Raw genomic sequence first — 23,929 nt, 5'->3', positions numbered from 1 at the left:
ACAATCGGACGGCAGTTCGCGCGGGAGGGCGTGGCGGACCGGCTCGCGGTGGCCGACACGTTCCTGCCGACCGGGATCCGGTTGCACGTGGTCGAGGGATTGCGGCCGGTGGAGAGCCAGCGCGAGATCTACGACGGGTACTGCGCCGAGCTCGAGCGGCTGCATCCGGGGATCTCGACGGCCGAAGTACGGGTGCTGGCCAGCCGATTCGTGTCGCCGATCGAGATCGCTCCGCACGTCGCGGGGGCGGCGGTCGACCTGACGCTGATCGGTGCGCACGGGCCGCTCGACCTCGGTACGCCGATCGACGCGACCCCGGAGCAGAGCAACGGCGCGTGCTACTTCGCTGCGGAGAACATCAGCCGCGAGGCGCGGGCGAACCGCTCGCTGCTGGCCGACGTACTGACCGCGGCCGGGATGGTCAACTATCCGACAGAGTGGTGGCACTGGTCGTACGGCGACCGCTACTGGGCCCACTTGCAGAACCAGCCGAACGCGCTCTACGGCCCAACGGCCGCTCGACAGGACGTATAGCTCCCCTGCCCTCACCAACCAGGCGGCCGAGCGGGGCCGGCGTCCCTAGTGGACGTATACGTACTGTCGAGCGGCCGGTGAGCTGGGTCGGTTCGACAACAGGGGGCTGGTTGGAGAGGGTGGGTGTGTGGAGGACAAGCCCGGGGGAACCCCTGCGCGCCGGCTGCGGGACGCCGTGGAGTGGGACGTGGCTCGGCGCCTGGCCTATGCCTTGGCGCGCCCGGGGCGGGTGGTTTCCCGTGGGCTGTCGGACGCCGATGGATGCGTACTTGGTACGCCGCTCGTGGCCCCGGTGGCCGTGCCGGCGGTGGACCGGTCCGCGATGGACGGGTACGCCGTCCGCGGCAACGGCCCCTGGCGGATCGTCGGGCACATCGCGGCAGGCGTCGCGGATCCCGGAGCACTTGAGGACGGCGAGGCCACCGGCATCGTGACCGGCGCGACGCTACCCGCAGGCACGACGTCCGTCGTACGGTCCGAAGACGCCGTGGTGACCAGCAACCGACTGGAACGACCGGCCAAGGACGCGGTGGTGAGCGGCGATCGGCTGGAAGGACCGGCGGAGGATGCGGTGGTGGGCGGCGATTGGCTGGAAGGGCCGGCCGGGGGTGGGCGGCATATCCGGCGTGCTGGCGAGGAGTGCGAGCCGGGTGATCAGCTGCTGCCGGCGGGGGTCATCGTCACCCCGGCCGTACTCGGGCTGGCGGCAACCGTCGGACTGAACCGGCTCACCGTAGTACCGCCGCCCACCGTTGCCGCCCTGATCACCGGCGACGAGCTGGTCCACCGCGGCCCGTCCTCCCCCGGCCGGGTCCGGGACGCGATCGGCCCGATGCTGCCCGGCCTGATCACCCGCGCCGGCGCGCGGAACGGACCGCTCACGCATCTGCGAGACGACCGCGACCGCCTGGTCGAAGCGCTCAAAGAGACCGAGGCCGACCTGATCCTGGTGTCCGGCTCCTCCGCCGCCGGCCCGGCCGACCACCTCCGCGCCGTACTCACCGACCTCGACGCACAAATGGTCGTCGACGGCGTCGCCTGCCGACCGGGCCACCCGCAGGCGCTCGCCCAGCTGCCGGACGGCCGCCTAGTCCTCGGCCTCCCCGGCAACCCGCACGCCGCGCTCGTCGCGTTCCTGACCCTCGGCGTCGCCGCGATCACCCGGATGCGCGGCCTGGCACTCCCCACCCTCGCCAACGTCGCCGTACCGGGCGGCATCACCTGCCACCCCACCAACACCCGCCTGGTCCCGGTCCGCCTCACCCCGCAGGGCGCCGTACCGGTAGGCCACGACGGCGCCGCCATGCTCCGCGGACCGGCGGTCGCGGACGCGCTAGCCGTCGTCGCTCCCGGTCCGTCCGAGGCGATCGCCGCCCGCCTGCTCCCGATCGACCCCGGAGCTCGCCCGTGGATTCTCTGACCCAAAATGTCGAGCCCCTCGCGGCATGTCCGACGTAGCGGGCATGAATGACTACGGAGTGACCGGTGCGACCACCGGTGTCGAGGTACTGATGAAGCTGCCGGCTGCCGCGGTCTGGTCCGGCATCACAGCGATCGAGCGGTACGGCGAGTGGAGCCCGGAGTGCTACTACGGCGCGTGGCTGGAGCCGCGCGCCCGTTTCGAGGCCCGAAACCGTTTTCCGAACGGCCTGGAAACGTACGTGACCTGCAAGGTCACCGCGTACGAGGAGCCGAAGCGCTTCGGCTGGGACGTGTACGGCGACGAGGACGTCCCGCTCGCGAACTGGACGTACGAACTGGAGGACCGCGGCGACACGACCCTCGTCCGGCAGACGTTCACGCACGGCCCGGGCGACAGTGGCCTGCGGATGGGCGTCGTGAAGTACCCGGACCGCGCGGCCGAGATCGTCCAGGGCCGTCTCGACGAACTGGCCGGCAACATGCGCAAGACCCTCGCCGCGATGGAGTCCGCACTCTGACGCCTGTTGGGAGCACGGCAACCCGTGCTCCCAACGATCAGGACGCCTCGCTCTTCTCGGCCTGCGTCGAGGGAGCCGTCGTCCACAGGCAGTCGGCCTGGCCGGCGTCCAGCGCCTCCTGGTAACACCCGACCTTCCAGGTGATCACGTTCAGGCATTCGTTGAGCTCGGCGATCTGCGCGCTCACGTAGTCCTGGTGGCCCTTCAGCAGCGCCAGCCGGTCCGCCTCGTTGCCCGCGCCCTGCCGGACCAGGTCCGTGTACTTGCGGATCGTGTCCAGCGGCATCCCGGACGACCGGAACTTGATGCACATGTCCAGCCACTCGACGTCGTCCTCGGTGTAGACGCGCCGCCCGTTCGACTCCCGGCGTACCGGATCGGCGAGCAGGCCCTCGCGTTCGTAGAACCGCAGCGCGTGCACACTCAAGCCGGTCCGCTCCGCCACCTGCCCGATACTCAGTCCACCCATGGCGGCACCTTAACCCCGAACTAGACCAACGGCTTGAGCGCAGCGAGCGCTTGCTGTACGTCGGCGTGCGTCGTGTAGATGTGGAACGACGCGCGCAGCTTCCCGTCCCGTACGGCGGCCCGGATGCCCGCGGCCGCGAACGCCTCCTCCGCGCCGGGCAGCTCGGTACTGACGATCGCGCTGTTCGACGGCGGCAGCCCGAGCCCGTCGCGGAACTCGTTCGCGAGCTCGAGGTTGTGCCGGTTGATCGTGCCGACGCCGATCTGCTCGACCAGTTCCAGCGCCGGCGCCGCCCCGACGAAGCTGAACCAGGCCGGCGACTGGTCGAACCTCCGCGCGCCCGAGTCGAGCTCCATCACCGGTCCGTAGTACGAGCCGTGCACATCGCGCGCGGCGTACCACCCGGCCGCCGACGGACGGCACCGCTCCTGCAGTCGCGGCGACAGGTACCCGAACGTCGCTCCGCGCGGCGACATCAACCACTTGTAGCTGTGCGCGATCAGCGCGTCCACGCCGTCCACGGTCAGCGGGTGCCAGCCCACCGCCTGGGTCGCGTCGAGCACCACGAGCGCGCCGATCTGCTTGCTCGCGGCAACTACCGCGGGGAGGTCGAGGACGGCGCCGGTCGAGGACTGGACGGCGCTGACCGCGACCACGTCGATCCCCGGCGTGATGGACGCGACCAGCTCCGCCGACGGTACGGCGACCACCTGGACGCCGCGGTCCGCGTGGACCTGCCAGGGGAAAACGTTCGACGTGAACTCCACGGTGTCGGTCAGCACCTTCGCGCCGTCCGGCAACGCGTCCGCGATCGGCGCCACCGCGGCCGACACGGTGCTCCCGACGAACACGTCCGCCGCGTCCGCCCCGATCAGCCGCGCGAACGACTCCCGCGCCCGCGTCGTCGACTCGTCCCACGGCTCCCAACTGGTCGCCCCGACCCGCCAGTCCCCCAGCGCCGCCTGCAACGCCTCCCAGGCCGGCCGCGGCGGCAACCCGTACGACGCGGTGTTCAACCAGCCCGGCTCGGGATCCCACAATCCGTCCATGTCCATGCGCCCCACCCTAGAGGGCGCTCTAGCCGCCGTACCCTCGCCGACCGTTGACCATTGAAGTGACCGTCCGCAACGGCCATGCCGCGATCGCGCCCGCGGCACTGCAGCTCAACGCGGAGACGGCGAGGATGCTTGCCGGGCTGGAGTGATCGACCGCCAGCGCACCGGCCGCGGCACCGAGTGGTGAGGCGATGGACAGCAGCGCACGCTGCGTCCCGAACATCGCTCCGTGCGCGGCCGGATCGGCCCATCGCTGGAGTGCGGTCGTCTCGATCGCGGAGTACGGACCCCACACGGCCCCCGACACCGCGAAGATCGCCACCGCCGGCGGCAGTGTCTGCACAGCGACGACAGGCAGCGTGACCAGACCCCAGGCGAACGCACCGATCGCATTGACGAATCCGGGGCGCCGCCCGCCCAGCCGCGACGCCAGCGGCACGGTCGACAGGGCTGCCACCCCGAAGGCGACCCACAGCACGGTGTAGCCCGGCACATCGCTGCTCAGCTGATCGCGGGTGAAGTGTGGGAGGACGCTCTCGAACGGTCCGTAGGTGAAGTAGTACACGACGGACAGCGCGATCAAGCCCACCACCGGTCCCGACGTCCAGCGGGCTCGCGGCGCTCCGGGGACCCGGCGCGGGATCGCCGTACGACGACGTGGCAGGCGTACGGCGATCCCGGCCGTGATCAGCATCATCGCGAGCGGCACCAGGAACGCCCGTCCCGGACCGAGCAGTCCGAGCGCCGGCCCCGCCAGCAAGGCGCCGAGCACCATCGGCAACTGATCGCCAAGGCCCAGCCAGGCATTGGCACGCGGCAGCGAATCGTCGTCGACCAGCAGCGGAGCGAGCGTTCGTGAAGCCGAGTAGGCCAACGGCGGCGTGGTACCGGCGGCGGCACACAATGCGATGACGACCCAGAGTGACGGATGCTGACCCCAACCCGCGAGAGCCAGTGCACCCATCAGGACCGCCCGCGCGAGCGCGTCGACGATCAGCATCGGCACCGGGCCGAACCGATCGACCGCGCGGCCGCCGAACACGCCACCGGCGACAGTCGGGACGCGTGCGGCGACGACGAGCACGGCGGTCTCCGCGCCGGACCAGCCCTGCGGCCCCGCGATCCAGAGCAGCACGAACATCACGAAGTTGTCGGCAGTCGATGCCAGCGTCCACGCGAGCGCGAGCCCGATGACCGGCCGGCGCCGATTCACGGCGGTCCGCCCACGGACTCGTCCACCGGACACGCCGAGCAGGCCGGCCAGTCGCAGAACCGGCAGGTCGCATCGGCGACGGCGCGAGCTCGCGACGTACGTCGCAGAGCCGTCGACAGCAGCTCGGTCAACTGCCGTCGCTCGTCCGTCGTCAGAGCATCCAGCACCTCCGCACCGGCCGCATCCCGCGCGGCGGTCCAAGCCGCGAGCAGATCGCGCCCCGTCGCCGTCAAGCCGAGCGCGAGGCCCCGGCCCCGGCGCGCGCGGTCGACGTACCCCAACCGTTCCAGCCGGTCGATCAGCCGGACGGTGCCGGACTGCGTGAGTCCGATCCGCGCGAACAGCCAGTCGGCGGAGCACCCTTCGTGACTGGCCAGCAGGGTCAGCGCGGCGAGGTCGCGCGGGCCGAGGCCCGGCGGCATCACGTCCCCGACGGCGGCGGTCAACGCGTCGTGACTACGGAGGGTCCAGGCGGCCCAGACGTTCGCTTCGGACATGATTCATTCATATGACTCGATCATGTATTTCGCCAGCGGGCGCGTGTCGGGCGCTGAGGCCGTACGGTGGGAGCACTCACGAACGGCAGGGAGTTGCGATGAGCTTCGACAGGCCCGGGCTGCCACACCCCGGTCACGAGATGGATCCGGCGATCGAGGACACGCTCCGCGAAGAAGGCCTCGAGCTGGACGAGGACGACGAGCCGGACGTCCCGGAGCACCCGGGCGGCCCGTCCGCCGGCCCGCAGCCGAACCCGCCGCGCCGCCCGGCGCACGACTCCGAGGACTGACCCGCTCGGCGTGCCGCGCAAAGCCCGAGGACTGACCGGCTCGGCTTGCGGTGCATTACCGTGGCGCGCATGGTGACGCCATGGCGGTGACGATGCGCGACGTCGCGCGCGCGGCCGGGGTGTCGCCGAAGACCGTGTCGAACGTGATGAACGGGTACCCGTACATCCGCGAGGAGACCCGGACCAAGGTGCTCGCCGCGATCGACGCGCTCGACTACCGGATGAACATCTCCGCCCGGAACCTCAAGTCCGGGCGCACCGGCGTGATCGCGCTGGCCGTCCCCGAGCTCAGCAATCCGTACTTCGCCGAGCTCGCCGACGCCACCATCGAGGCGGCCGGCGAGCACGGCCTGACGGTGATGATCGAGACCACCGGCGCCGACCGCGCACGCGAACTGTCCGCGCTCGCGCGCCCCCGCGGCCACCTGGTCGACGGGCTGCTCTACAGCCCGCTCGGCCTCGGGCCGGAGGACGTCGACGAGCTGAACACCTCGACGCCGATGGTGCTGCTCGGCGAACGGATCTTCCACGGGCCGGTCGACCACGTGATGATCGACAACGTCGACGGCACCAACGCGGTCATCCGGCACCTGCTCGACCAGGGCCGCCGGCGGATCGCGGTGATCGGCATCCGCCCGGGCGAGCAGGTCGGTACGGCGGCCATCCGGTACGGCGCGTACGCCTCGACGCTGGCCGAGTACGGCGTACGCATGGAGGCGGAGCTGGCCGTGCCGGGTGGGGCGTGGCGGCGGTCGAGTGGTGCGGACGCAGTGCGGGACCTGCTGGAGCGTGGGGTCGAGTTCGACGCGGTGTTCGCGTTGAACGATCTGCTGGCGCTCGGGGCGATGCGGGCGCTGATCGGGTACGGGCGGCGGGTGCCGGAGGATGTCGCGGTGGCCGGGTTCGACAACATCGACGAGTCGGCGTACAGCAGCCCGTCGCTGACCACGGTCGACGCCGGCCGGGTGCAGATCGCCCGGACCGCGGTCGACCTCCTGGTCCGCCGCCTCGGCGGCGACCACACACCCCCGGCCGAGATCGTCGCCCCCTACCAACTCCACCTCCGCGAATCCACCACCGTCTGACCCGGTCCCCCAGCCCGCGGATGCCCTCTTGACCCCGGTGGCAGGCTCCCGGATGATCTTCTACACCGATGTAGTACACCGATGTAGAAGGATGCGCCCGTGACCTCTGCCAGCCTCACCCTGGACCCTGCCTTCGTGGTCGCGCCGGTCGACCGGCGAACCTTCGGCACCTTCGTCGAGCACATGGGCCGGTGCGTCTACACCGGCATCTACGAGCCCGGCCACGCGACCGCCGACGAGGACGGTTTCCGCAAGGACGTCCTGGAACTGACCCGCGAACTGGGCGTTTCCGTGGTCCGCTATCCCGGCGGAAACTTCGTCTCCGGCTATCGCTGGGAGGACGGCGTCGGCCCGCGGGAGCAGCGGCCGCGGCGGCTCGACCTGGCCTGGCACAGCGTCGAGACCAACGAGTTCGGGCTGGACGAGTTCAGCAAGTGGTGCGCCAAGGCGGGCGTCGAGCCGATGATGGCGATCAACCTCGGTACCCGCGGCGTCCAGGAGGCGCTCGATCTACTCGAGTACACCAACCACCCCGGCGGGACGGCGTGGTCGGATCTACGCGTGTCACACGGCGCGTCGCCGTACGGGATCAAGCTCTGGTGTCTCGGCAACGAGCTCGACGGGCCGTGGCAGGTCGGGCACAAGACGCCGGCGGAGTACGGGCGGCTCGCGGCCGAGACCGCGCGGGCGATGCGGATGATCGAGCCGGATCTGCAACTGGTGGCGTGTGGGTCGTCCTCGTCGAAGATGCCGCTGTTCGGGACCTGGGAGCGGGACGTACTGCGGGAGACGTACGAGTTCGTCGACTACATCTCCTGCCACGCGTACTACGGCAACGACGACGGCGACACCGCGTCGTTCCTGGCCTCCGCGGTGGACATGGACCACTTCATCGACTCGGTCGTCGCGACCGCGGACCACGTCGGCGCGGAGCTCAAGAGCAGCAAGAAGATCGGCATCTCGTTCGACGAGTGGAACGTCTGGTACGGCGACCGCTCGCGGCGCACCGACGGACCGGGCGATCAGTGGGAGGTGGCACCGCGGCGGATCGAGGACGAGTACAACGTCACCGATGCCGTTGTCGTCGGCAACCTGCTGATCTCGCTGCTGCGGCACAGCGACCGGGTCGGCGTCGCCTGCCTGGCCCAGCTCGCGAACGTGATCGCGCCGATCATGACCGAGCCGGGCGGTGCGGCCTGGCGGCAGCCGACGTTCCACCCGTTCGCGATCACCTCGCGGCTCGCGGGCGGTCAGGTGCTTCGTGTAGAGGCCGACTCGCCGACGGTGGCCACCGCCAAGTTCGGCGAGGTCGCGGCCGTTGACGCCGTCGCCACCTACGACGACGGCCGGCTGGCCGTGTTCGCCGTGAACCGCTCGACCGAGGGGCCGGTCGACGTCACCATCGACGTCAGCCGGACCGGCGTCACGTCCCTCGCCGAGGCCGTCATCGTGCACGACGACGACCCGAACGCCACCAACACGGCAGCGGCACCCGACCGGGTCACCGCCCAGCCGTTCGAATCCGCGCGGCTGGCGGAGGGCAAACTCACGATCACCCTGCCGCCGATCAGCTGGACGGCAATTTCACTGACACGGTGAGCCTGATGGCCCAGACTATGGGCCGTGACCAATCCGTCTGACCAGCCCGACCTCGCCGAGACGGCACGGCTGGAAGCCTTCAGTGACGGCGTTTTCGCGATCGCGATCACCCTCCTCGTGCTCGAGCTGCACGCTCCGAAGCTCGTGGAGGGTCAGCGGTTGTGGCCGGCCTTGCTGAACGAGTGGCCGCAGTTCGCGGCGTACCTGGCCAGCTTCGCGATCCTCGGCATCATGTGGGTGAACCACCACTCGATGTTCCGTCAGATCCAGCGTGCGGATCGCGGGCTGATGTTCCTCAACCTGCTGCTGTTGCTGTGGGTGACGCTGCTGCCGTTCCCGACCAGCCTGTTCGCGGAGCACCTCGAGGACAAGACGAGCAACGGGCACGTCGCGGCGGCGGTCTACAGCGCGACGCTGACGCTGGCGGCGATCGCGTTCAGCCTGATCTGGTGGTACGTGCTGCGCCACCACCTGGTCGAGCACAGCATGTCGAAGGTGGAGATCCGCAAGTCGCTGCTGCGCTACTCGGTGGGCACGGTGATCTACGCGGCGACGATCGGGTTCTCGTTCGTCTCGCCACAGCTCACGCTGGTGATCGTGTTCGTGCTGGCGCTGTACTACGGGTTCGAGCAGGTCAGGACCCGCGGCGGAACCGCGTGATGTAGATGCCGGGGGCAACTTCGAGGCGCCCGGTCTCGGCGTACCCGCGGGACTTGTACAGGTTGACGGCCGGGAGGTTCGCGGATCCGGTGGACACCACGCTGACCGGCCGTGGTTCGGCCTCGTCCAGGTGATCGAGCAGCGCCCGCCCGTACCCGCGCCGCGCGTACGCCGGGTCGACGACCAGCCGCGAGATCTCCACGGTGCGCTCGTCCGGGAACTCGTAGGCGACCGCGCCGACCAGCACCGTCCCGTCGTACACCCCCAGCCAGTGCTCCGCCGACGCCATCAACTCGTGTAGATCCTCCTGCAGCGGCGGAATCCCGTCGAACCCGATCAGCTCGGCCTCCACGGCGTATGCGGCGTGCTGGACCTCCAGCAAACGCTCGGCCAGCGAGCGGTCGGTAACGTCGAGCCTGGTGATCACAGGCGGCACCCTACTATTGATGCCGCGCGAGTTAGCCGAGCCTAACCTGAAGGATCTGGGGGGATGTCGTGAACGCGAGGGTGTTTCGGGATTCGTACGGCGTACCGCATCTGCAGGCCGGGGACCCGCTCGCGCTGGTATATCTGCAGGGCGTGAACGCCGCGCGCGACCGGGCCTGGCAGCTCGAACTGGAACGCCGGCGATGCCTCGGGACGAGCGCCGCGTTCCTCGGGGCGGAGGCGGTCGGGTGGGACGTGTTCGCGCGGCAGGCGCGGCTCGCGGACACCGCGCAGCGCTGCTTCGAGTCGCTCGACGGCGAGACGCAGGAGTGGGTCTCGGCGTACGTCGACGGGGTGAACCACGCGCTTGCCGGTGGCGCGCGGCGGGCGCCGGAGTTCGCCGAGACCGGGCTGACGCCGCAGCAGTGGGAGCCCTGGGCGCCGCTCGGGATCTGGCTGACGGTGCACATCCTGTTCGCCGGGTTCCCGTCGAAGCTCTGGCGAACGCACGTCGCTTCGATCCTCGGAGACGACGCGCTCGAGCTCTTCTCGTCCGAGGGCCCGCACGGTTCCGGGAGCAACGGGTGGCTGATCCCGGGCACGCACACCGCGTCCGGGCAGCCGATCGTCGCGGGCGACCCCCACCGGTACGTCGAGAACCCCGGCGTGTATCAGCAGATCCACCTCACCTGCCCGGAGTACGACGTCCTCGGCCTGGCCGTACCGGGTGTCCCTGGTCTCGCGCACTTCGGTCACACCGGCACGGTCGCGTGGGCGATCACCAACGCGATGGCGGACTACCAGGACCTGTACGCCGAGCAGCTCCGGCGGACGGCTACACGTGTAGAAGCACTCGGGCCGGACGGGTGGGAGCCCGCCACCGCGCACACCGAGGTGGTCGAGGTGGCCGGCGGAGATCCCGTCGAGGTGGAAGTGATCGAGACCGCCCGCGGCCCAGTGATCATCGGCGCCGCGGATGGCGGAGCGGGGATGCTCGGGGGCGGCGGCGCGGAGGACCGGCAGGCGACGGTCGGCGGCGGCCGGACTCTGCCGGCGGTTATCTCGTTGCGCTATCCGCCCCGGGTGACCGGCAAGCTCGGGTTCGAGGTGATGGCTCGGTTGCTGCGGGCAACTACCGTGGCCGACGTCGACGCGGCGTTCGACGACTGGGTGGAGCCGGTGAACGTCGTACTCGCGGCCGACACCGCCGGCGGCCTGCTGCACCGGACCGCCGGCGTCGTACCGCGCCGCGCCCGCGACAACATGCTGCGCGTCGTCCCGGCCTGGGAACCCGGGCACCAGTGGGACGGCCGGCACACGCCGATGCCCCGCGCCGAGGTGGACGGCCCGGTGGCAATGGCGAACGCCCGTGAGCTGGCGGCCGGCCTCGGTGTGGAATTCGCGGCTCCGTACCGCGCCGACCGGATCCGCGAACTGGTGAACGCACGCCGCGACTGGTCGGTCGACGACATGCCGGGCATCCACCGCGACACGTACCTCGGCTCGGCCGGTGCGGTCCTCGACCTGCTCACCGACCTCGACGGCCTGTCCGACCAGGCGGTTGCCCTCCGCAACGAACTGTTCGCATGGGACCGCCACATGGACGCGACCAGTACGACAGCGTCGTCGTACGCCGGGGTCCGCAAAGCACTCGTCTCCCGGCTCACCGACCACTTCGCGATGCTCGAGAACGCCGACGTGCCGGACATCTTCTCGCCGTGGGTGGACTCGCTCGCTCACGTCTCGTACGCGCTGGAGAACCTGCTCGCCACCGACCTGATCCCGCACGTCAACGTCCGCTGGCTGGCCCGCGAGGCGCTCGAGGAGGTCGCGGCGAACAGCCCGCGCCCACCGTGGGGCGAGACGCACCAGCTCGCTCCGCTGCACGCGTTGCGCGGTCCGGTGTTCGCGCCGTCCGAAGAGCCGATCGACCTCGGTCTCTCCGGTGATCACCACTGCGTGTGGTCGACGTCCAGCCTTCCCGGGTTGTCGGACGTGTGCATCCGCGCCTCGGCCGCCCGGTACGCGTGGGACCTCGCGGATCGCTCGGCCAGCAAGTGGATCGTCCCGCTCGGCGCGTCCGGCGTACTCGGCGATCCGCACCACCACGACCAGCTCCCGTTGTGGTTGCGGTGTGAGCTGGCACCGGCGGATGCCACGGTGACCCGGGAGGACCTGAGCTTCTCGGTCGCGGTCGACGGATTCGGCGTCGTACGGATCGAGGAGGCGGATCCGGAGCGGGACCTGGACCTGATCCACGAATGGGTGACGGCCGAGCGCGCGGTCTTTTGGGGCATGCGGTCGTTGTCCCGGGACGAGATCGCGGAGCTCTACCGGTTCCTGGACTCGCTACCGACCCACCACGTGTACGTCGTCCGGCTGGACGGGACGCCGGTGGCGTTGCTGCAGACGTACGACCCGCTGGCGGATCCGGTCGGCGCGGCGTACGACGTCGAGGCCGGCGACCTCGGCGTACACCTGCTGGTCGCGCCCGGCGACCCGCGCCCCGGTTTCACCGGGACGCTGATCGAGGTACTGATCGGCTACCTCTTCGAACAGCTCGGCAATCCGCGGATCGTCGTCGACCCGGACGTCCGGAACGCTCCCGCGATCGACCGCTTCCGGCGCAGCGGCTTCACCCTCGGCCCGGAGGCGAAGATCAGCCACCCGGACGGCAGCACGAAGACGGCGCAGCTCGCCTTCCGGCGACGCCGGTGACGCGGGACGCTAGTTCTTGACGGCGAGGACGGCGGCGATCAGGCGCTGGTAGTCGGTGAGGTCGTCGACCTCTTCGTCCTCGGGGCGCCACTCGGCGGCGGGGACCAGGCCGGGCTCCAGGACCGTGAAGCCGTCGCCGAACAGGGCCAGGATCTCCTCGTCGGTCCGCCAGCGGCCGCGGCCGAGGGAACCCTGCAGGACCTGCTCGAGCTCCTGGCTGCGGGGGTCGTTCTCGCTGCGGAAGTGGCTGATGAAGACGTGGCTGCCGGGGGCGATCCGGTCCTTCCAGAACGCGACGATGCCGGCTGGGTCCTCTTCGTCGTTGACGTGGTGCAGGACCGCGCTGAACATCACGCCGACCGGCTTGTCGAAGTCGATCAGCCGGGTGGCGCCCTCGTTCCCGAAAATGCTCTTCGGGTCCCGCAGGTCGGCCTGGATGACCGTGGTGTTCGCGTTCTCGACGAGCAGCGCACGGCCGTGCGCGAGCACGATCGGGTCGTTGTCGACGTACACGACCTTGGTCTCCGGCGCGAACCGCTGGGCGACCTGGTGCACGTTGTTCGCGGTCGGCAGGCCGCTCCCGAGGTCGATGAACTGCCGGATCGGTGTCGTCCGGACGATCTGGTCGACGGCCCGGACCAGCACCGCGCGGTTGTCGGTCGCGATCACCGGCGAGCCGGGCAGCTCGTTGATGAACCGGTCGCCGAACGCGCGGTCGATGGCGAAGTTGTCCTTGCCCCCGAGCAGGTAGTCGTACGTCCGGGCGATACTCGGCTTGGTCATGTCGAAGCCCGGGTACGGAGCGCTCTCCGTCGTCTGCTCGTCTGCGTCGGCCATCGCGAGGATCCTTCCTGTGGAGACGGAAGTCACTCTATGCGACGCCGGAATCACCGCGCTCGCCGCCCCGGCAAGTCCTCGTCGGACCCGGAGCGGGCGGGGCGTGCAACAGCGGCCGTCGGGGTTTGAGCGACGACCGCTGCGCGGTGTCGGTGACCTGGTCTGGCGGGCCCTGTCACCGGGGTGTGATCAGTTGAGCGTGTGTTTCGGGACCACCTGATGGCCGGACGGGCGGCGGTCGTGAGGTGTGGTGTCGCGGACCGGATGGTCCGCGGCCTGTGGGGCCGGGCAGACAGGGCCGTGGTGGATCGGGCCACCGCCCAGCTTCCGGCTCTTCCACTGCTTGTCTTCGTAGTCGTAGTAGGTGTCGACGCCTCCGACTGTCATCCGGTCCTCCCGTCAAATCCCCCGTCCCCTGCTGGCTCATCCACAGTCCGCCACGAGCAGGCTGCCAGACAAGCGATTCCGGAAATCACCACGGATCAACACGCTCGGACGCCTTGTTGTGTTGGATTTCGCGGGGAAAAGCTGCCTTTTGACAAGCGTCAGAAGGTCTCAAACAGCAACGATCGCGACGCCGTGACCCGGCAACCGAACCCCGTCGGTCGTCACCTCGGCCCCGCCGAACGCCATCACCAGGTACTCCGGGACCTGATCGACCCGCACCACCGCCGGATCCGCGGCCAGGTTCGCGACCACGCGCAGGCTGCCGCGGCTCACCACCAGCCACGCGCCGGCGGGATCGAACGCCACCGCGACCGACGCGAGCGAGTCGTCCCGCAGCTCGGGCATCCGCGCCCTGAAGGTCAGCAGGTGCCGGTACCAGGCCAGGATGTCGCGGTGCGACGCCTCGTCCGGCTCCTCCCAGTCGAGCACCGAAGTGCGCCACGTCCGCGGGTCCTGCGGGTCCGGGATCTCGTCCGCGTCCCACCCGAACTCCGCGAACTCCTGCCGCCGCCCGGTCCGTACCGCCTCGGCCAGCTGGGGCTCGGAGAAGTCCGTGAAGAACCGCCACGGCGTCGAGGCACCCCACTCCTCACCCATGAACAGCATCGGCGTGTACGGCGACGTGAGCACCAGCGCCGCCCCGATCGCGAGCTGCCCCGGCGTCAGCGCCGGCCGGTCGCCGAGCGCGCGGTTGCCGATCTGGTCGTGGTTCGACGTGTACGCGAGGAACTGCCCGCCGCGATGCGTCCGCGGATCGACCGGCCGCCCCCACAGCTTGTGCCGGAACGTCGAGTACGTCCCGTCGTGCAGGAACACCTTCGTCTCAGTCTTCGCGAACACCGCCGGATCTCCGAAGTCCACGTAGTACCCGAAGCGTTCACCGGTCAGCAGCGAGTGCAGGGCGTGGTGGAAGTCGTCGCTCCACTGTGCGGTCATCCCCATCCCGCCCTGCGCCACCGGCTCGACAGTGCGCGGGTCGTTGAGGTCTGACTCGGCTACCAGGCCAAGAGGTCGCCCTAGCTCGCTGGAGAGTGCAGCAGTCTCAGTGGACAGCTGCTGGAGGAGGTGCACCGGGCTGTCGTCTACCAGCGCGTGTACGGCGTCCAGCCGCAGCGCGTCGAGGTGGAACTCCCGGAACCAGCGCAGTGCGTTGTCGCAGATCCACCGGCGTACCTCCGTGCTGCCCGTGTCGTCCAGGTTGACCGCAGGGCCCCACGGGGTGTCGTGCCGCGTCGTGAAGTACGGACCGAACTTACCGAGGTAGTTCCCGCTCGGCCCTAGGTGGTTGTAGACCACGTCCAGGCACACGGCCAGTCCCGCGTCGTGGCAGCGGTCCACGAACCGCTGCAGGGCCTCCGGGCCGCCGTACGGCGCGTGGACCGCGTACAGGTCCACACCGTCGTACCCCCAGCCGTGGACGCCGGGGAACGCGGCCACCGGCATCAGTGAGACCACCTCCACGCCCAGCACGGCCAGGTAGTCCAGGTGCTCCGCGGCAGCGTCGAGCGTGCCCTCCAGCGTGAACGTCCCGATGTGCAGCTCGTAGAAGACAGCACCCCGTACGTCGCGGCCGGTCCAGCTGTCGTCGGTCCAGTCGTACCGGTCCGCGTCGAAGACCCTGCTGAACCCGTCGACCCCGTCCGGCTGCCACGGGCTGCGTGGATCGGGTAGCGGGTCGCTGCCGTCGACGGAGTACGCATAGTCGGTGCCGTGATGGGCCTCGGCGACCTGGCGTTCCCACCAGCCGTCGTCGGCGGAGCGCATCGGCAGCACACCGTCCCGCAGGACCAGGTCTACGGTGGTTGCCTCCGGCACCCAGACGCGGAACGTGTGCATGTCAGCTCCTGACCAGCAAGGCGACCGGTAGGTCCGTCAGCAGGTCGTCGATGCGGGCAGCGCCGGTGACCTCCCGACCGGTCAGCACATTCTTCCACCGGCCGCTGGGCAGTACCACCGTGCTGTCGCCCCAGCCGCCCAGGCGCTGCAGTGCGGCCGGCAGCCGGGTCGCCACCGTGATCACAGCGTCGCCACGGGCAAACGCGACCGCATGGCCGTTGGACGTCGGCAGCGGCGCGTAGCTGCCGGCGAACGCGTCCGGGTACTGCCGCCGCAGCCGGAGCGCGCGGGACGTGACCAGCAGCTTCTCGTCGGACAGGTCGTCCGGCTTGCCTCCTGCGTCCAACCGCTGAAGCCGCTCGATGCGCTGCTGGTAGTCAACCGGCCGCCGGTTGTCAGGGTCCACCAGCGACAGGTCGACCAACTCGGTCCCCTGGTACACATCCGGTACGCCGGGCATCGTCAGCTGCACCAGCTTCTGCCCGAGCGTTGCTGCGCGCACGTACTCCGCCTGCTGATCCGCAAAGCGCCCTACGGAGTCCAGGACTGTCTTGTCCTGCAGTACTGCGCTGGCGAAGGCCGCGACGGTCTGCTCGTACTCCTGGTCCGGGGAGGTCCAAGAGGTGTGCTGCTTGGCCTCACGGATCGCCTTCAGCAAGTACGCCTGCATGCGGTCCTCAGCAAGCGGGCCGTTGTCCCAGGTGCCGAAAAGGGTCTGCCAGAACAGGTACTCCGTACTGCCGTCCAGCAACGGGTTCCGGTGGTCCTCGGCCAGGCGGCGCCATTCACGCACCGCCTCCGACCAGGCGGCCGGCTGCTCGGACAGAACGCCCAGCCGAGCCCGTACGTCCTCTGAGCGCTTGGTGTCGTGTGTGGACAGGGTGGTCATCGTCTTGGGCCAGTGCTTGTTCAACTGGGACGCGTACGCGTGGAACTCCTCCGGTGAGACCCCGAAGTGCTCCGGGTCGCCACCGACCTCGTTGAGCGACGTGAGCCGCAGCCACCGGTAGAACGCGGTGTCCTCGACGCCCTTGGCCATCACCGGACCGCACGTCTGCTGGAACCGTACGATCAGCTCGGCCCGTGCCTGCTCGTCGATCGTGCTGGACTCCCGCCCGAGCAGCAGATGCAGTACGACGTCCAGCGTGGCCTGCCGGTCCTCGTCGAGGTTCGCCCGGGCCTTCTCGGCTGCCCGCTCCATCGCAGCAACCGCAGCGGCCGGGGCCTCCTCACCGGGGACGACGTACGCGCGGTAGACGTCGAACTGGACGAGCAGCTCGGCCACGACCTCGTGGAACGCCCGTCTGGTGTGGTCACGCAGCCGTACGTCGTCCTGGCAGATCCGGGCCAGCAGCTCGACCAGGCGATGCACCTCGGCGTACTGCCCGTGCTGGACGACCTCGCGCTTCGCTTGCTCCACAACCGGCCCGAAGTCAGCAGGTGCACCTGTGAGCTCTGAGTGCAGTGCTGCAAGCGGTGCTGCCCCCGCAGGGTCGATAAAGAGACCGCCAACCCGCAGTAGGGCGTCGTAGCCGGTAGTGCCGGCGCAGGGCCAGTCGCGGGGCAGCTCCTCGTCGCCCTCGAGGATCTTCTCCACCACGACCCACGCACCACCGGTCCGCTCCGCCAGCCGGCGCAAGTAGCCACGCGGGTCGGCCAGACCGTCCGGGTGGTCGATCCGGTAGCCGTTGAGCTTCCCCTCCTGCAGCAACGTCAACAGCAGCTGGTGCGTGGCGTCGAAGACCTCTTGCACCTCCTGCCGTACTGCGGCGAGCGTGTCCACGTCGAAGAACCGCCTGTAGTTCAGCTCCTCGTCCGCGACCCGCCAGTGCGCCAGGCGGTACCACTGCTCCGTGACGAGCTCCTCGAGCGGCAGTGCCTCGGTCCCTGGGCGCAGCGGGTACTCGTGCTCGTAGTACCGCAGTACGTCGCCGTCGACCGCCAGCTCGTTGTCGGCCAGCACCTTGCCGATCCGTTGACCCAGCACGGCCATCAGCAGCGGCTGGTTGCCCGCGCCCCAGTCCACGTCGAACCAGTCCGCGTACTGCGACCCCGGTCCGAGCCGCAGCACCGACCACAGCGCCTTGTTGAGGCTCTCCGGAGTCGGTACGGCGACATGGTTCGGTACGACGTCCGCGATCGCGCCGAGCCGGTACTGCGCCAGCCGGTCCGCGAGCCGGTCGAACGCGGGCCGGCCGCCCATCGGCTCGGACAGCCGGCTGTGGTCGACCACGTCGTACCCGTGGGTGGAACCGGGTGCCGCCTGCAGGATCGGCGACAGGTACGCGTGCGAGACCCCCAGGCTCGTCAGGTACGGGACCATCGCGGCCGCGTCGTCGAAGCCGAACTCGGCACGGAGCTGGAACCGGTAGGTGGCCTGGGGGACCTGGGTCATGCCTGCCTCGTCCGGGTCAGTACCAGCGTGCTGCGGGCCTCCAGCTGGACCGTTGACCCGGCGGCGTGCGGCTCTGCGTCTCCGGTCCCCGTCGGCGTCGTCGTGTCCACCGCCACCGTCCAGGTCTCGCCGTACTCCTCCGGCGGGAGCAGGAAGTCGACCGGCTCGAAGTTGCCGTTCAGCAGCACCAGGAACGAGTCGTCGACCACCGGCTCGCCGCGCAGGTCCGGCTCGGAGATCGCGTCGCCGTTCAGGAACACCGCGATCGCCCGGGCGTCGTCGCGCTGCCAGTCGCCGTTCTGCATCTCGGTGCCGTTCGGGTTGAACCACACCAGGTCGCCGAGGCCGTCGATCCCGGTGTCACCGTGGAAGAACCGGCGGCGGCGCAGTACCGGGTGGTTGTTGCGCAGCTTGACCAGCGCCCGGGTGAACTCGAGCAGATGCTTCTGCGGCTCGGTCAGCTCCCAGTCGATCCAGGAGATCTCGTTGTCCTGACAGTAGACGTTGTTGTTCCCGCCCTGGGTCCGACCGAGCTCGTCGCCGTGCGCGATCATCGGCACGCCCTGCGAGATCATCAGCGTGGTCAGGAAGTTGCGCTCCTGCTTGGCGCGCAGCCGCAGCACCTCGGGGTTGTCGGTCGCCCCCTCGACACCGCAGTTCCAGGAGCGGTTGAAGCTCTCGCCGTCCTTGCCGCCCTCGCCGTTCGCCTCGTTGTGCTTCTCGTTGTACGAGACCAGGTCGCGCAGCGTGAAGCCGTCGTGGGCGGTGATGAAGTTGATGCTGGCCAGCGGCCGGCGGCTGTCGTCCTGGTACAGGTCCGACGAGCCGGTCAGCCGGGACGCGAACTCGGCCAGCGTGGACTTCTCGCCCCGCCAGTAGTCGCGCACGGTGTCGCGGTACTTGCCGTTCCACTCGGTCCACAGCGGCGGGAAGTTGCCCACCTGGTAACCGCCGTCGCCGACGTCCCACGGCTCCGCGATCAGCTTCACCTGGCTGACCACCGGGTCCTGCTGGACCAGGTCGAAGAACGCCGACAGCCGGTCGACCTCGTGGAACTGACGGGCCAGCGTGGCCGCCAGGTCGAAGCGGAAGCCGTCCACGTGCATCTCGGTGACCCAGTAGCGCAGCGAGTCCATGATCAGCTGCAGTACGTGCGGGTGCCGCATCAGCAGGCTGTTACCGGTACCGGTGGTGTCGTAGTAGTGCGTCTTGTCCTGGTCGACGAGCCGGTAATAGGCCGCGTTGTCGATGCCCTTGAACGACAGGGTCGGGCCGAACTCGTTCCCCTCGGCGGTGTGGTTGTAGACGACGTCGAGGATCACCTCGATGTCCGCCTCGTGCAGCGCCTTCACCATCGCCTTGAACTCGGTCACCTGCTGCCCGCGGGTCCCGGTGGACGCGTAGGCGTTGTGCGGCGCGAAGAAGCCGATCGTGTTGTAGCCCCAGTAGTTCGACAGACCGATCTGCTGCAGGTGCCCGTCCTGCGCGAACTGGTGCACCGGCATCAGCTCGATCGCGGACACCCCGAGCTCCTTGAGGTGCTCGATGATCGCCGGGTGGCCGATCCCGGCGTACGTGCCGCGGATGTTCTCCGGCAGCCCCGGGTGCGTCTTGGTCATGCCCTTGACGTGCGCCTCGTAGATCACGGTCTCGTGGTACGCGTGGCCCGGTGGCCGGTCGTTGCTCCAGTCGAAGAACGGGTTGGTCACCACCGAGAGCATGGTGTGTTCGCGGTTGTCCATGGTGTTCAGCTCGTCCGGCTTGGCGAACCGGTAGCTGAACAGCGACTCGTCGCCGTCGATCTGCCCGTCGACGGCTTTGGCGTACGGGTCCAGCAGCAGCTTGGACGGGTTGCACCGGTGGCCCTCGGCCGGGTTGTACGGCCCGTGCACCCGGAATCCGTACCGCTGCCCCGGCTGCACGCCCGGCAGGTACGCGTGGTGCACGAACCCGTCCACCTCGGTCAGCTGGACGAGCTGCTCGGATCCGTCGTCGCCGAGCAGCGACAGGTCAACTCGTTCGGCTACCTCCGAGAACACTGCGAAGTTCGTCCCGGCGCCGTCGTACGTGGCACCGAGAGGGTAAGGACGACCAGGCCATTTCTGCACCTGACGACAGTAGCCACCCCGGACCGCTTCACTGCACACCCCGGTGTTTCAGTTCGGAGAATTCACCCGGGAAGGGCTTGCAGGAAGCTGCAAGACTTGGAACGTCCCAATCGTCACTCGGTTCCGCTAAGCTCCCACACTTGTGAAACCGCCTTCCCCCCGGCGGCCGGTTTTCCTGGACTCGACCGGGCGCCGTCGTCGCACCATACGAAGAACCGGCGCCTTCCTGGCCGTCCCTACTGTCGGTTACCTGGTGCTCATGGCCAGTAGTTTGCTGGGTGGGCCAAGGCTGGACACGCCGCTGATTCCGGCCCCGGCAGCCGTCAAACACCGGCCGACCGCGCCCCCGGTGGAGGCCGCCGCACAGACCCCCACACCGACCGACGGGCCGGCGACTCCGGGCGGCGCACCGTCCCAGCAGTCGAGCACCCCGTCCGGCAACTCGTCGACCCCCGCTCCGTCGACGAGCAGCACCACCGCCCCCACGCCGGGCACCACCACGGCGCCGACCACCGCGCCGACCACGGTCCCGACGGCCGGTACGACGGTTGTCCCGCCGACCGTCGCACCGACGACCGGACCGACGACGACCACCACCGCGCCGCCGGGCACCACCGCCCCGACGGCGACGCCGACCACGACGGCCCCGACCACGCCCGTACCGACGACGACCACCACGCACGGGAAGAAGCCGACCGCGCCGCCCGGTAAGACCAAGACACCGAACACCCCGTGAGCCGTCCGGTAGCACGACGCGCGAAGCAGATCCCGCTCCGGACGCACTGGATCGTGCTGACCATGCTGCTGGTCTGCCTGTCGACCATGCTCCTGCTGAACGGCTACACGCACCACATGTTCAGCGCGTTCGGTGAAGGCGGTCCCGTGCCCGCGGGACCGGCCGACAAGGTTCCACCGCAGGTCGTCAAGGGCGGACCGGTGATCGAGGCCGGGTCGGGACAGCCGCGGACCGCGTCGCCGAAGGCACGCACCATCGCGCTGACCTTCGACGACGGTCCGGATCCGATCTGGACGCCGAAGGTCCTCGACCTGCTCGCCGCGCAGCACATCAAGGCGACCTTCTTCGTCGTCGGCACCGAGGTGGCCGCGCACCCTGAGCTGGCCCGGCGAATCGTTGCCGAAGGCCACGAAATCGCCCTGCACACGTTCACCCACGCCAACCTGTCGACCGCTCCGGGCTGGCGCGGCGCGTTCGAGCTCCGGCAGAGCCAGCTGATCCTGGCCGGCGCGGCCGGGGTGAGCACCTCGCTGCTCCGCCCGCCGTACTCGTCGACACCAGCGGCGTTGTCCAACGCCGACTGGGCAGCGATCCAGCGCACCCACGACGCCGGCTACCTGACGGTGCTCAGCACTCAGGACAGCGAGGACTGGCGGCGTCCGGGGACGGACCACGTGATCGCCAACTCGATGCCGCGCAGTACTGCTGGACAGGTACTGCTGATGCACGACGCGGGTGGTGACCGTAGCGAGACCGTGGAGGCGCTGAGCAAGCTCCTGCCCCGGCTGAAGGCACGCGGCTTCCGTTTCGCGACGGTGAGCGAGGCGGTCGGTCTGCCGGACCCGACGCACAAGGCCGGGCTGCTGGACCGTGGGCGCGGTCTTGCGGTCATCTGGGTGATGCGGATCAGCGACTGGGTCCTGAGCATCATCGGCTGGCTCTTGTACGCCGCCGGCGCGCTGAGCGTGCTGCGGGCGATCACGACGGTCATCGCCGCCCGACGGCACGCGCGGATGCGTGGCTGGATCTACGGGCCACCGGTGACGGAGCCGGTCAGCGTCATCGTTCCGGCGTACAACGAGAGCGCGGGGATCGAGGCGGCGGTCCGGTCGCTGGTGGCGTCCGACCACCCGCTGGAGGTGATCGTCGTCGACGACGGCTCCACGGACGGTACGGCGGACATCGTCGAGGCGCTGCGGATCCCCGGCGTACGGGTGATCCGGCAGGCGAACGCGGGCAAGCCCGTCGCGCTGAACACCGGGCTGAAGGCGGCCCGGTGCGAGCTGATCGTGATGGTCGACGGCGACACCGTGTTCGAGCCGGACGCGATCCGCAAGCTCATCCAGCCGTTCGGGCACCCTGCCGTCGGTGCGGTGTCCGGCAACGCCAAGGTCGGCAACCGCGGCGGGCTGATCGGCCGCTGGCAGCACATCGAGTACGTGATCGGCTTCAACCTCGACCGCCGGCTGTTCGACCTCGCCGAGTGCATGCCGACGGTGCCAGGTGCGGTCGGCGCGTTCCGGCGTACGGCGCTGGAACGCATCGGCGGGCTCAGCGACGTGACGCTGGCGGAGGACACCGACCTGACCATGGCGTTGTGCCGTGACGGGTGGCGGGTGGTCTACGAGGAGAGCGCGGTCGCCTGGACCGAGGCCCCGGCCTCCATGGGCGCTCTGTGGCGGCAGCGGTACCGCTGGTGTTACGGCACGCTCCAGGCGATGTGGAAGCACCGCGGGGCGATGGTGCAGCGCGGACGCGCCGGGAAGTTCGGCCGGCGCGGTCTGACGTACCTCATGCTGTTCCAGGTGCTGCTGCCGTTGCTGGCGCCAGTGGTGGACGTGTTCGCGATCTACGGCCTGGTGTTCCTCAACCCGGTGCGGGTGCTGTCCGTCTGGGCCGGCTTCGTGCTACTGCAGCTGCTGATGGGTTTTTACGCGTTCCGGCTGGACGGAGAGCGGCCTGGCCCGCTGTGGACGCTGCCGCTGCAGCAGTTCGTCTACCGACAGCTGATGTACCTCGTAGTGATCCAGTCCGTCTTCACCGCACTCGCGGGCACCAGGCTCCGCTGGCAACGCATGGAGAGGTACGGCAGCCTGCAGGCCCCAGTAGTTCGCTAACCTACAGCGATGAGACTCTCACGGGGTGTACTCGTTCTTGCAGGCCTGCTGACCCTCACGGCTGGCGTGAAGCCGTGCATCGTTGGCGGTACGATGACGAGTACTAGCGAGGCGCCGTGGGTGATCGCGCTGAATACGACGCAGTCCCAGTCGTCCAGTGGCCGGTACTGCGGGGCCACGCTGATAGCGCCGGACAAGATCGTCACGGCGGCGCACTGCATGGACGAGGCCACGTCGACGTACTACGCGGTACAAGGGCGCGATGACCTCGGGGACAGCTCGGTCGGACGGGTGTCGACGATCAGCAAGGTGTGGATCCACCCGGGGTACAACACGAAGAACAACCGGTACGACGTCGCCGTACTGACGCTGGCCAAGCCGTTCACCGGGGTCCCGCTGCTGCCGCTCGAAACGCGGGCCAGGGCCGACGCTGCGGGCGCAGTACCGACTGTGTACGGCTGGGGCGACACGCAGGACACCGGGCCTGACGAGACGTTGCAGAAGGCCGCAGTACCCGACCTGGGCGACAAGACCTGCCTGGCGAACAAGAGCTACGTCGCCAACGGATACGCGGCGGCGACCAACATCTGCGCCGGCTACGTCAAAGGTGGCACAGACGCCTGCCAGGGCGACTCCGGCGGGCCTCTTGTCCTCAACGGCCGCCTGCTCGGCGTCGTGTCCTGGGGGCAGGGCTGCGCCCAGCCGGGCGAGCCGGGCGTCTACGCCGAGATCGCGCCCGTTGCGAAAGCATTGCTGCAACACTGAAGGCATGTCCGACCCCGTTCGCGTCATCAAGGCCGGTGACCTGGTCGCCGCCGATCCAACCTCCGGCATGCTCCGGATGCGGGCGTTCGAGCTGCCGATCCTGTGGGCCGGCCAGGTCGTCACCCAGCCCGGCATCATCTCCGGCTGGCACCACCACGACAAGAACGAGAGCAGCCTGTACATCGTGTCCGGGGTCCTCCGG

22 protein-coding genes are annotated in these 23,929 nt (G+C 69.6%); 11 read left to right on the top strand and 11 right to left on the bottom strand.

All coding sequences use genetic code 11. The features are described from left to right. From VFF46_RS02530 to VFF46_RS02520, 3 genes are all read left to right on the top strand, one after another. Positions 1-534, top strand: a 534-nt coding sequence (locus VFF46_RS02530) for a M15 family metallopeptidase (protein WP_325035347.1), incomplete at its 5' end; no start/stop codon positions are given. 127 nt (positions 535-661) lie between these two features. After that, positions 662-1,954: a molybdopterin molybdotransferase MoeA gene (locus VFF46_RS02525; RefSeq protein WP_325035346.1), complete on the top strand. Its 1,293-nt coding sequence runs from the start codon at positions 662-664 to the stop codon at positions 1,952-1,954. A 43-nt stretch (positions 1,955-1,997) separates the two neighbouring features. Beyond that, positions 1,998-2,474, top strand: a complete 477-nt coding sequence (locus VFF46_RS02520) for an SRPBCC family protein (protein WP_325035345.1) — start codon at positions 1,998-2,000, stop codon at positions 2,472-2,474. 37 nt (positions 2,475-2,511) lie between these two features. On the opposite strand, the gene VFF46_RS02515 is transcribed toward VFF46_RS02520, so the two are convergent. Genes VFF46_RS02515 through VFF46_RS02500 form a run of 4 tightly spaced genes read right to left on the bottom strand, consistent with a single transcriptional unit; the run spans position 2,512 to position 5,708 of the window. Further along, positions 2,512-2,943: a MerR family transcriptional regulator gene (locus VFF46_RS02515; protein ID WP_325035344.1), complete on the bottom strand. Its 432-nt coding sequence runs from the start codon at positions 2,941-2,943 to the stop codon at positions 2,512-2,514. A gap of 20 nt (positions 2,944-2,963) precedes the next feature. Then, positions 2,964-3,998, bottom strand: a complete 1,035-nt coding sequence (locus VFF46_RS02510; protein ID WP_325035343.1) for an aminotransferase class V-fold PLP-dependent enzyme — start codon at positions 3,996-3,998, stop codon at positions 2,964-2,966. Between the two features lie 22 nt (positions 3,999-4,020). Then, positions 4,021-5,211, bottom strand: a complete 1,191-nt coding sequence (locus tag VFF46_RS02505) for an MFS transporter (RefSeq protein WP_325035342.1) — start codon at positions 5,209-5,211, stop codon at positions 4,021-4,023. After that, positions 5,208-5,708, bottom strand: a complete 501-nt coding sequence (locus VFF46_RS02500; RefSeq protein WP_325035341.1) for a MarR family winged helix-turn-helix transcriptional regulator — start codon at positions 5,706-5,708, stop codon at positions 5,208-5,210. The genes VFF46_RS02505 and VFF46_RS02500 overlap by 4 nt, the downstream gene beginning before the upstream one ends. Before the next feature lie 98 nt (positions 5,709-5,806). Between VFF46_RS02500 and VFF46_RS02495 the strand changes: the two genes are divergently transcribed. The 4 genes from VFF46_RS02495 to VFF46_RS02480 all read left to right on the top strand — a co-directional run bounded on the left by VFF46_RS02495 (position 5,807) and on the right by VFF46_RS02480 (position 9,342). Then, the gene (locus tag VFF46_RS02495) at positions 5,807-5,998 is read left to right on the top strand and encodes a hypothetical protein (protein ID WP_325035340.1); all 192 of its coding nucleotides are present in this window, start codon (positions 5,807-5,809) and stop codon (positions 5,996-5,998) included. A gap of 80 nt (positions 5,999-6,078) precedes the next feature. Further along, a complete protein-coding gene (locus VFF46_RS02490) occupies positions 6,079-7,083 on the top strand; it encodes a LacI family DNA-binding transcriptional regulator (protein WP_325035339.1) in 1,005 nt (334 codons plus the stop codon). A 99-nt stretch (positions 7,084-7,182) separates the two neighbouring features. Next, positions 7,183-8,682, top strand: coding sequence for an alpha-N-arabinofuranosidase (locus tag VFF46_RS02485; RefSeq protein WP_325035338.1), 1,500 nt, complete (start codon positions 7,183-7,185; stop codon positions 8,680-8,682). A gap of 24 nt (positions 8,683-8,706) precedes the next feature. After that, complete coding sequence (locus VFF46_RS02480) at positions 8,707-9,342, top strand: TMEM175 family protein (RefSeq protein ID WP_325035337.1); 636 nt, start codon at positions 8,707-8,709, stop codon at positions 9,340-9,342. Here the strand turns inward: VFF46_RS02480 and VFF46_RS02475 are convergent. Further along, entirely contained in the window at positions 9,317-9,769 is a 453-nt protein-coding gene (locus tag VFF46_RS02475) for a GNAT family N-acetyltransferase (RefSeq protein ID WP_325035336.1), read from the bottom strand. The two genes, VFF46_RS02480 and VFF46_RS02475, sit on opposite strands and share 26 nt — an antisense overlap. Positions 9,770-9,837: 68 nt before the next feature. On the opposite strand from VFF46_RS02475, the gene VFF46_RS02470 reads away from it, so the two are divergent. Further along, positions 9,838-12,486, top strand: a complete 2,649-nt coding sequence (locus VFF46_RS02470) for a GNAT family N-acetyltransferase (protein ID WP_325035335.1) — start codon at positions 9,838-9,840, stop codon at positions 12,484-12,486. A gap of 9 nt (positions 12,487-12,495) precedes the next feature. Here VFF46_RS02470 and VFF46_RS02465 read toward each other — a convergent pair whose 3' ends face one another. The 6 genes from VFF46_RS02465 to VFF46_RS02440 form a co-directional block, all read right to left on the bottom strand. After that, a complete protein-coding gene (locus VFF46_RS02465) occupies positions 12,496-13,323 on the bottom strand; it encodes an SAM-dependent methyltransferase (protein WP_325035334.1) in 828 nt (275 codons plus the stop codon). A 189-nt stretch (positions 13,324-13,512) separates the two neighbouring features. Further along, complete coding sequence (locus VFF46_RS02460; RefSeq protein WP_325035333.1) at positions 13,513-13,710, bottom strand: hypothetical protein; 198 nt, start codon at positions 13,708-13,710, stop codon at positions 13,513-13,515. Between the two features lie 168 nt (positions 13,711-13,878). Further along, positions 13,879-15,606: a malto-oligosyltrehalose trehalohydrolase gene (treZ, locus tag VFF46_RS02455; protein ID WP_325035332.1), complete on the bottom strand. Its 1,728-nt coding sequence runs from the start codon at positions 15,604-15,606 to the stop codon at positions 13,879-13,881. Position 15,607: 1 nt separating this feature from the next. Beyond that, on the bottom strand, positions 15,608-18,001 hold the full coding sequence (gene treY, locus VFF46_RS02450) for a malto-oligosyltrehalose synthase (RefSeq protein ID WP_325035331.1): 2,394 nt from the start codon (positions 17,999-18,001) through the stop codon (positions 15,608-15,610). After that, entirely contained in the window at positions 17,998-20,109 is a 2,112-nt protein-coding gene (glgX, locus tag VFF46_RS02445; RefSeq protein ID WP_325035330.1) for a glycogen debranching protein GlgX, read from the bottom strand. Before glgX ends, treY begins: the two co-directional genes overlap by 4 nt. 246 nt (positions 20,110-20,355) lie before the next feature. Further along, complete coding sequence (locus tag VFF46_RS02440) at positions 20,356-20,838, bottom strand: hypothetical protein (protein ID WP_325035329.1); 483 nt, start codon at positions 20,836-20,838, stop codon at positions 20,356-20,358. A gap of 3 nt (positions 20,839-20,841) precedes the next feature. Here VFF46_RS02440 and VFF46_RS02435 point away from each other — a divergent pair, with 3 nt between their 5' ends. The 3 genes from VFF46_RS02435 to VFF46_RS02425 all read left to right on the top strand — a co-directional run. After that, positions 20,842-22,962 carry a bifunctional polysaccharide deacetylase/glycosyltransferase family 2 protein gene (locus VFF46_RS02435; protein ID WP_325035328.1) on the top strand — a complete coding sequence of 707 codons (2,121 nt, stop codon included), beginning with the start codon at positions 20,842-20,844 and terminating at the stop codon, positions 22,960-22,962. A gap of 9 nt (positions 22,963-22,971) precedes the next feature. Beyond that, positions 22,972-23,727, top strand: coding sequence for a serine protease (locus VFF46_RS02430; RefSeq protein ID WP_325035327.1), 756 nt, complete (start codon positions 22,972-22,974; stop codon positions 23,725-23,727). A gap of 4 nt (positions 23,728-23,731) precedes the next feature. After that, the coding region (locus VFF46_RS02425) for a hypothetical protein (protein ID WP_325035326.1) at positions 23,732-23,929 on the top strand (198 nt) is incomplete at its 3' end.

It is taken from the genome of Kribbella sp., assembly GCF_035655035.1.
GTDB lineage: Bacteria > Actinomycetota > Actinomycetes > Propionibacteriales > Kribbellaceae > Kribbella.
This window is presented reverse-complemented; position numbering and strand designations above follow the sequence as displayed.

Coding starts and splice junctions, on each gene's coding strand:
- VFF46_RS02520 (WP_325035345.1), top strand. CDS start 1,998: ATGAATGACTACGGAGTGACCGGTGCGACCACCGGTGTCGAGGTACTG.
- VFF46_RS02515 (WP_325035344.1), bottom strand. CDS start 2,943: ATGGGTGGACTGAGTATCGGGCAGGTGGCGGAGCGGACCGGCTTGAGT.
- VFF46_RS02510 (WP_325035343.1), bottom strand. CDS start 3,998: ATGGACATGGACGGATTGTGGGATCCCGAGCCGGGCTGGTTGAACACC.
- VFF46_RS02500 (WP_325035341.1), bottom strand. CDS start 5,708: ATGTCCGAAGCGAACGTCTGGGCCGCCTGGACCCTCCGTAGTCACGAC.
- VFF46_RS02495 (WP_325035340.1), top strand. CDS start 5,807: ATGAGCTTCGACAGGCCCGGGCTGCCACACCCCGGTCACGAGATGGAT.
- VFF46_RS02490 (WP_325035339.1), top strand. CDS start 6,079: ATGGCGGTGACGATGCGCGACGTCGCGCGCGCGGCCGGGGTGTCGCCG.
- VFF46_RS02465 (WP_325035334.1), bottom strand. CDS start 13,323: ATGGCCGACGCAGACGAGCAGACGACGGAGAGCGCTCCGTACCCGGGC.
- VFF46_RS02460 (WP_325035333.1), bottom strand. CDS start 13,710: ATGACAGTCGGAGGCGTCGACACCTACTACGACTACGAAGACAAGCAG.
- treZ (WP_325035332.1), bottom strand. CDS start 15,606: ATGCACACGTTCCGCGTCTGGGTGCCGGAGGCAACCACCGTAGACCTG.
- treY (WP_325035331.1), bottom strand. CDS start 18,001: ATGACCCAGGTCCCCCAGGCCACCTACCGGTTCCAGCTCCGTGCCGAG.
- VFF46_RS02430 (WP_325035327.1), top strand. CDS start 22,972: ATGAGACTCTCACGGGGTGTACTCGTTCTTGCAGGCCTGCTGACCCTC.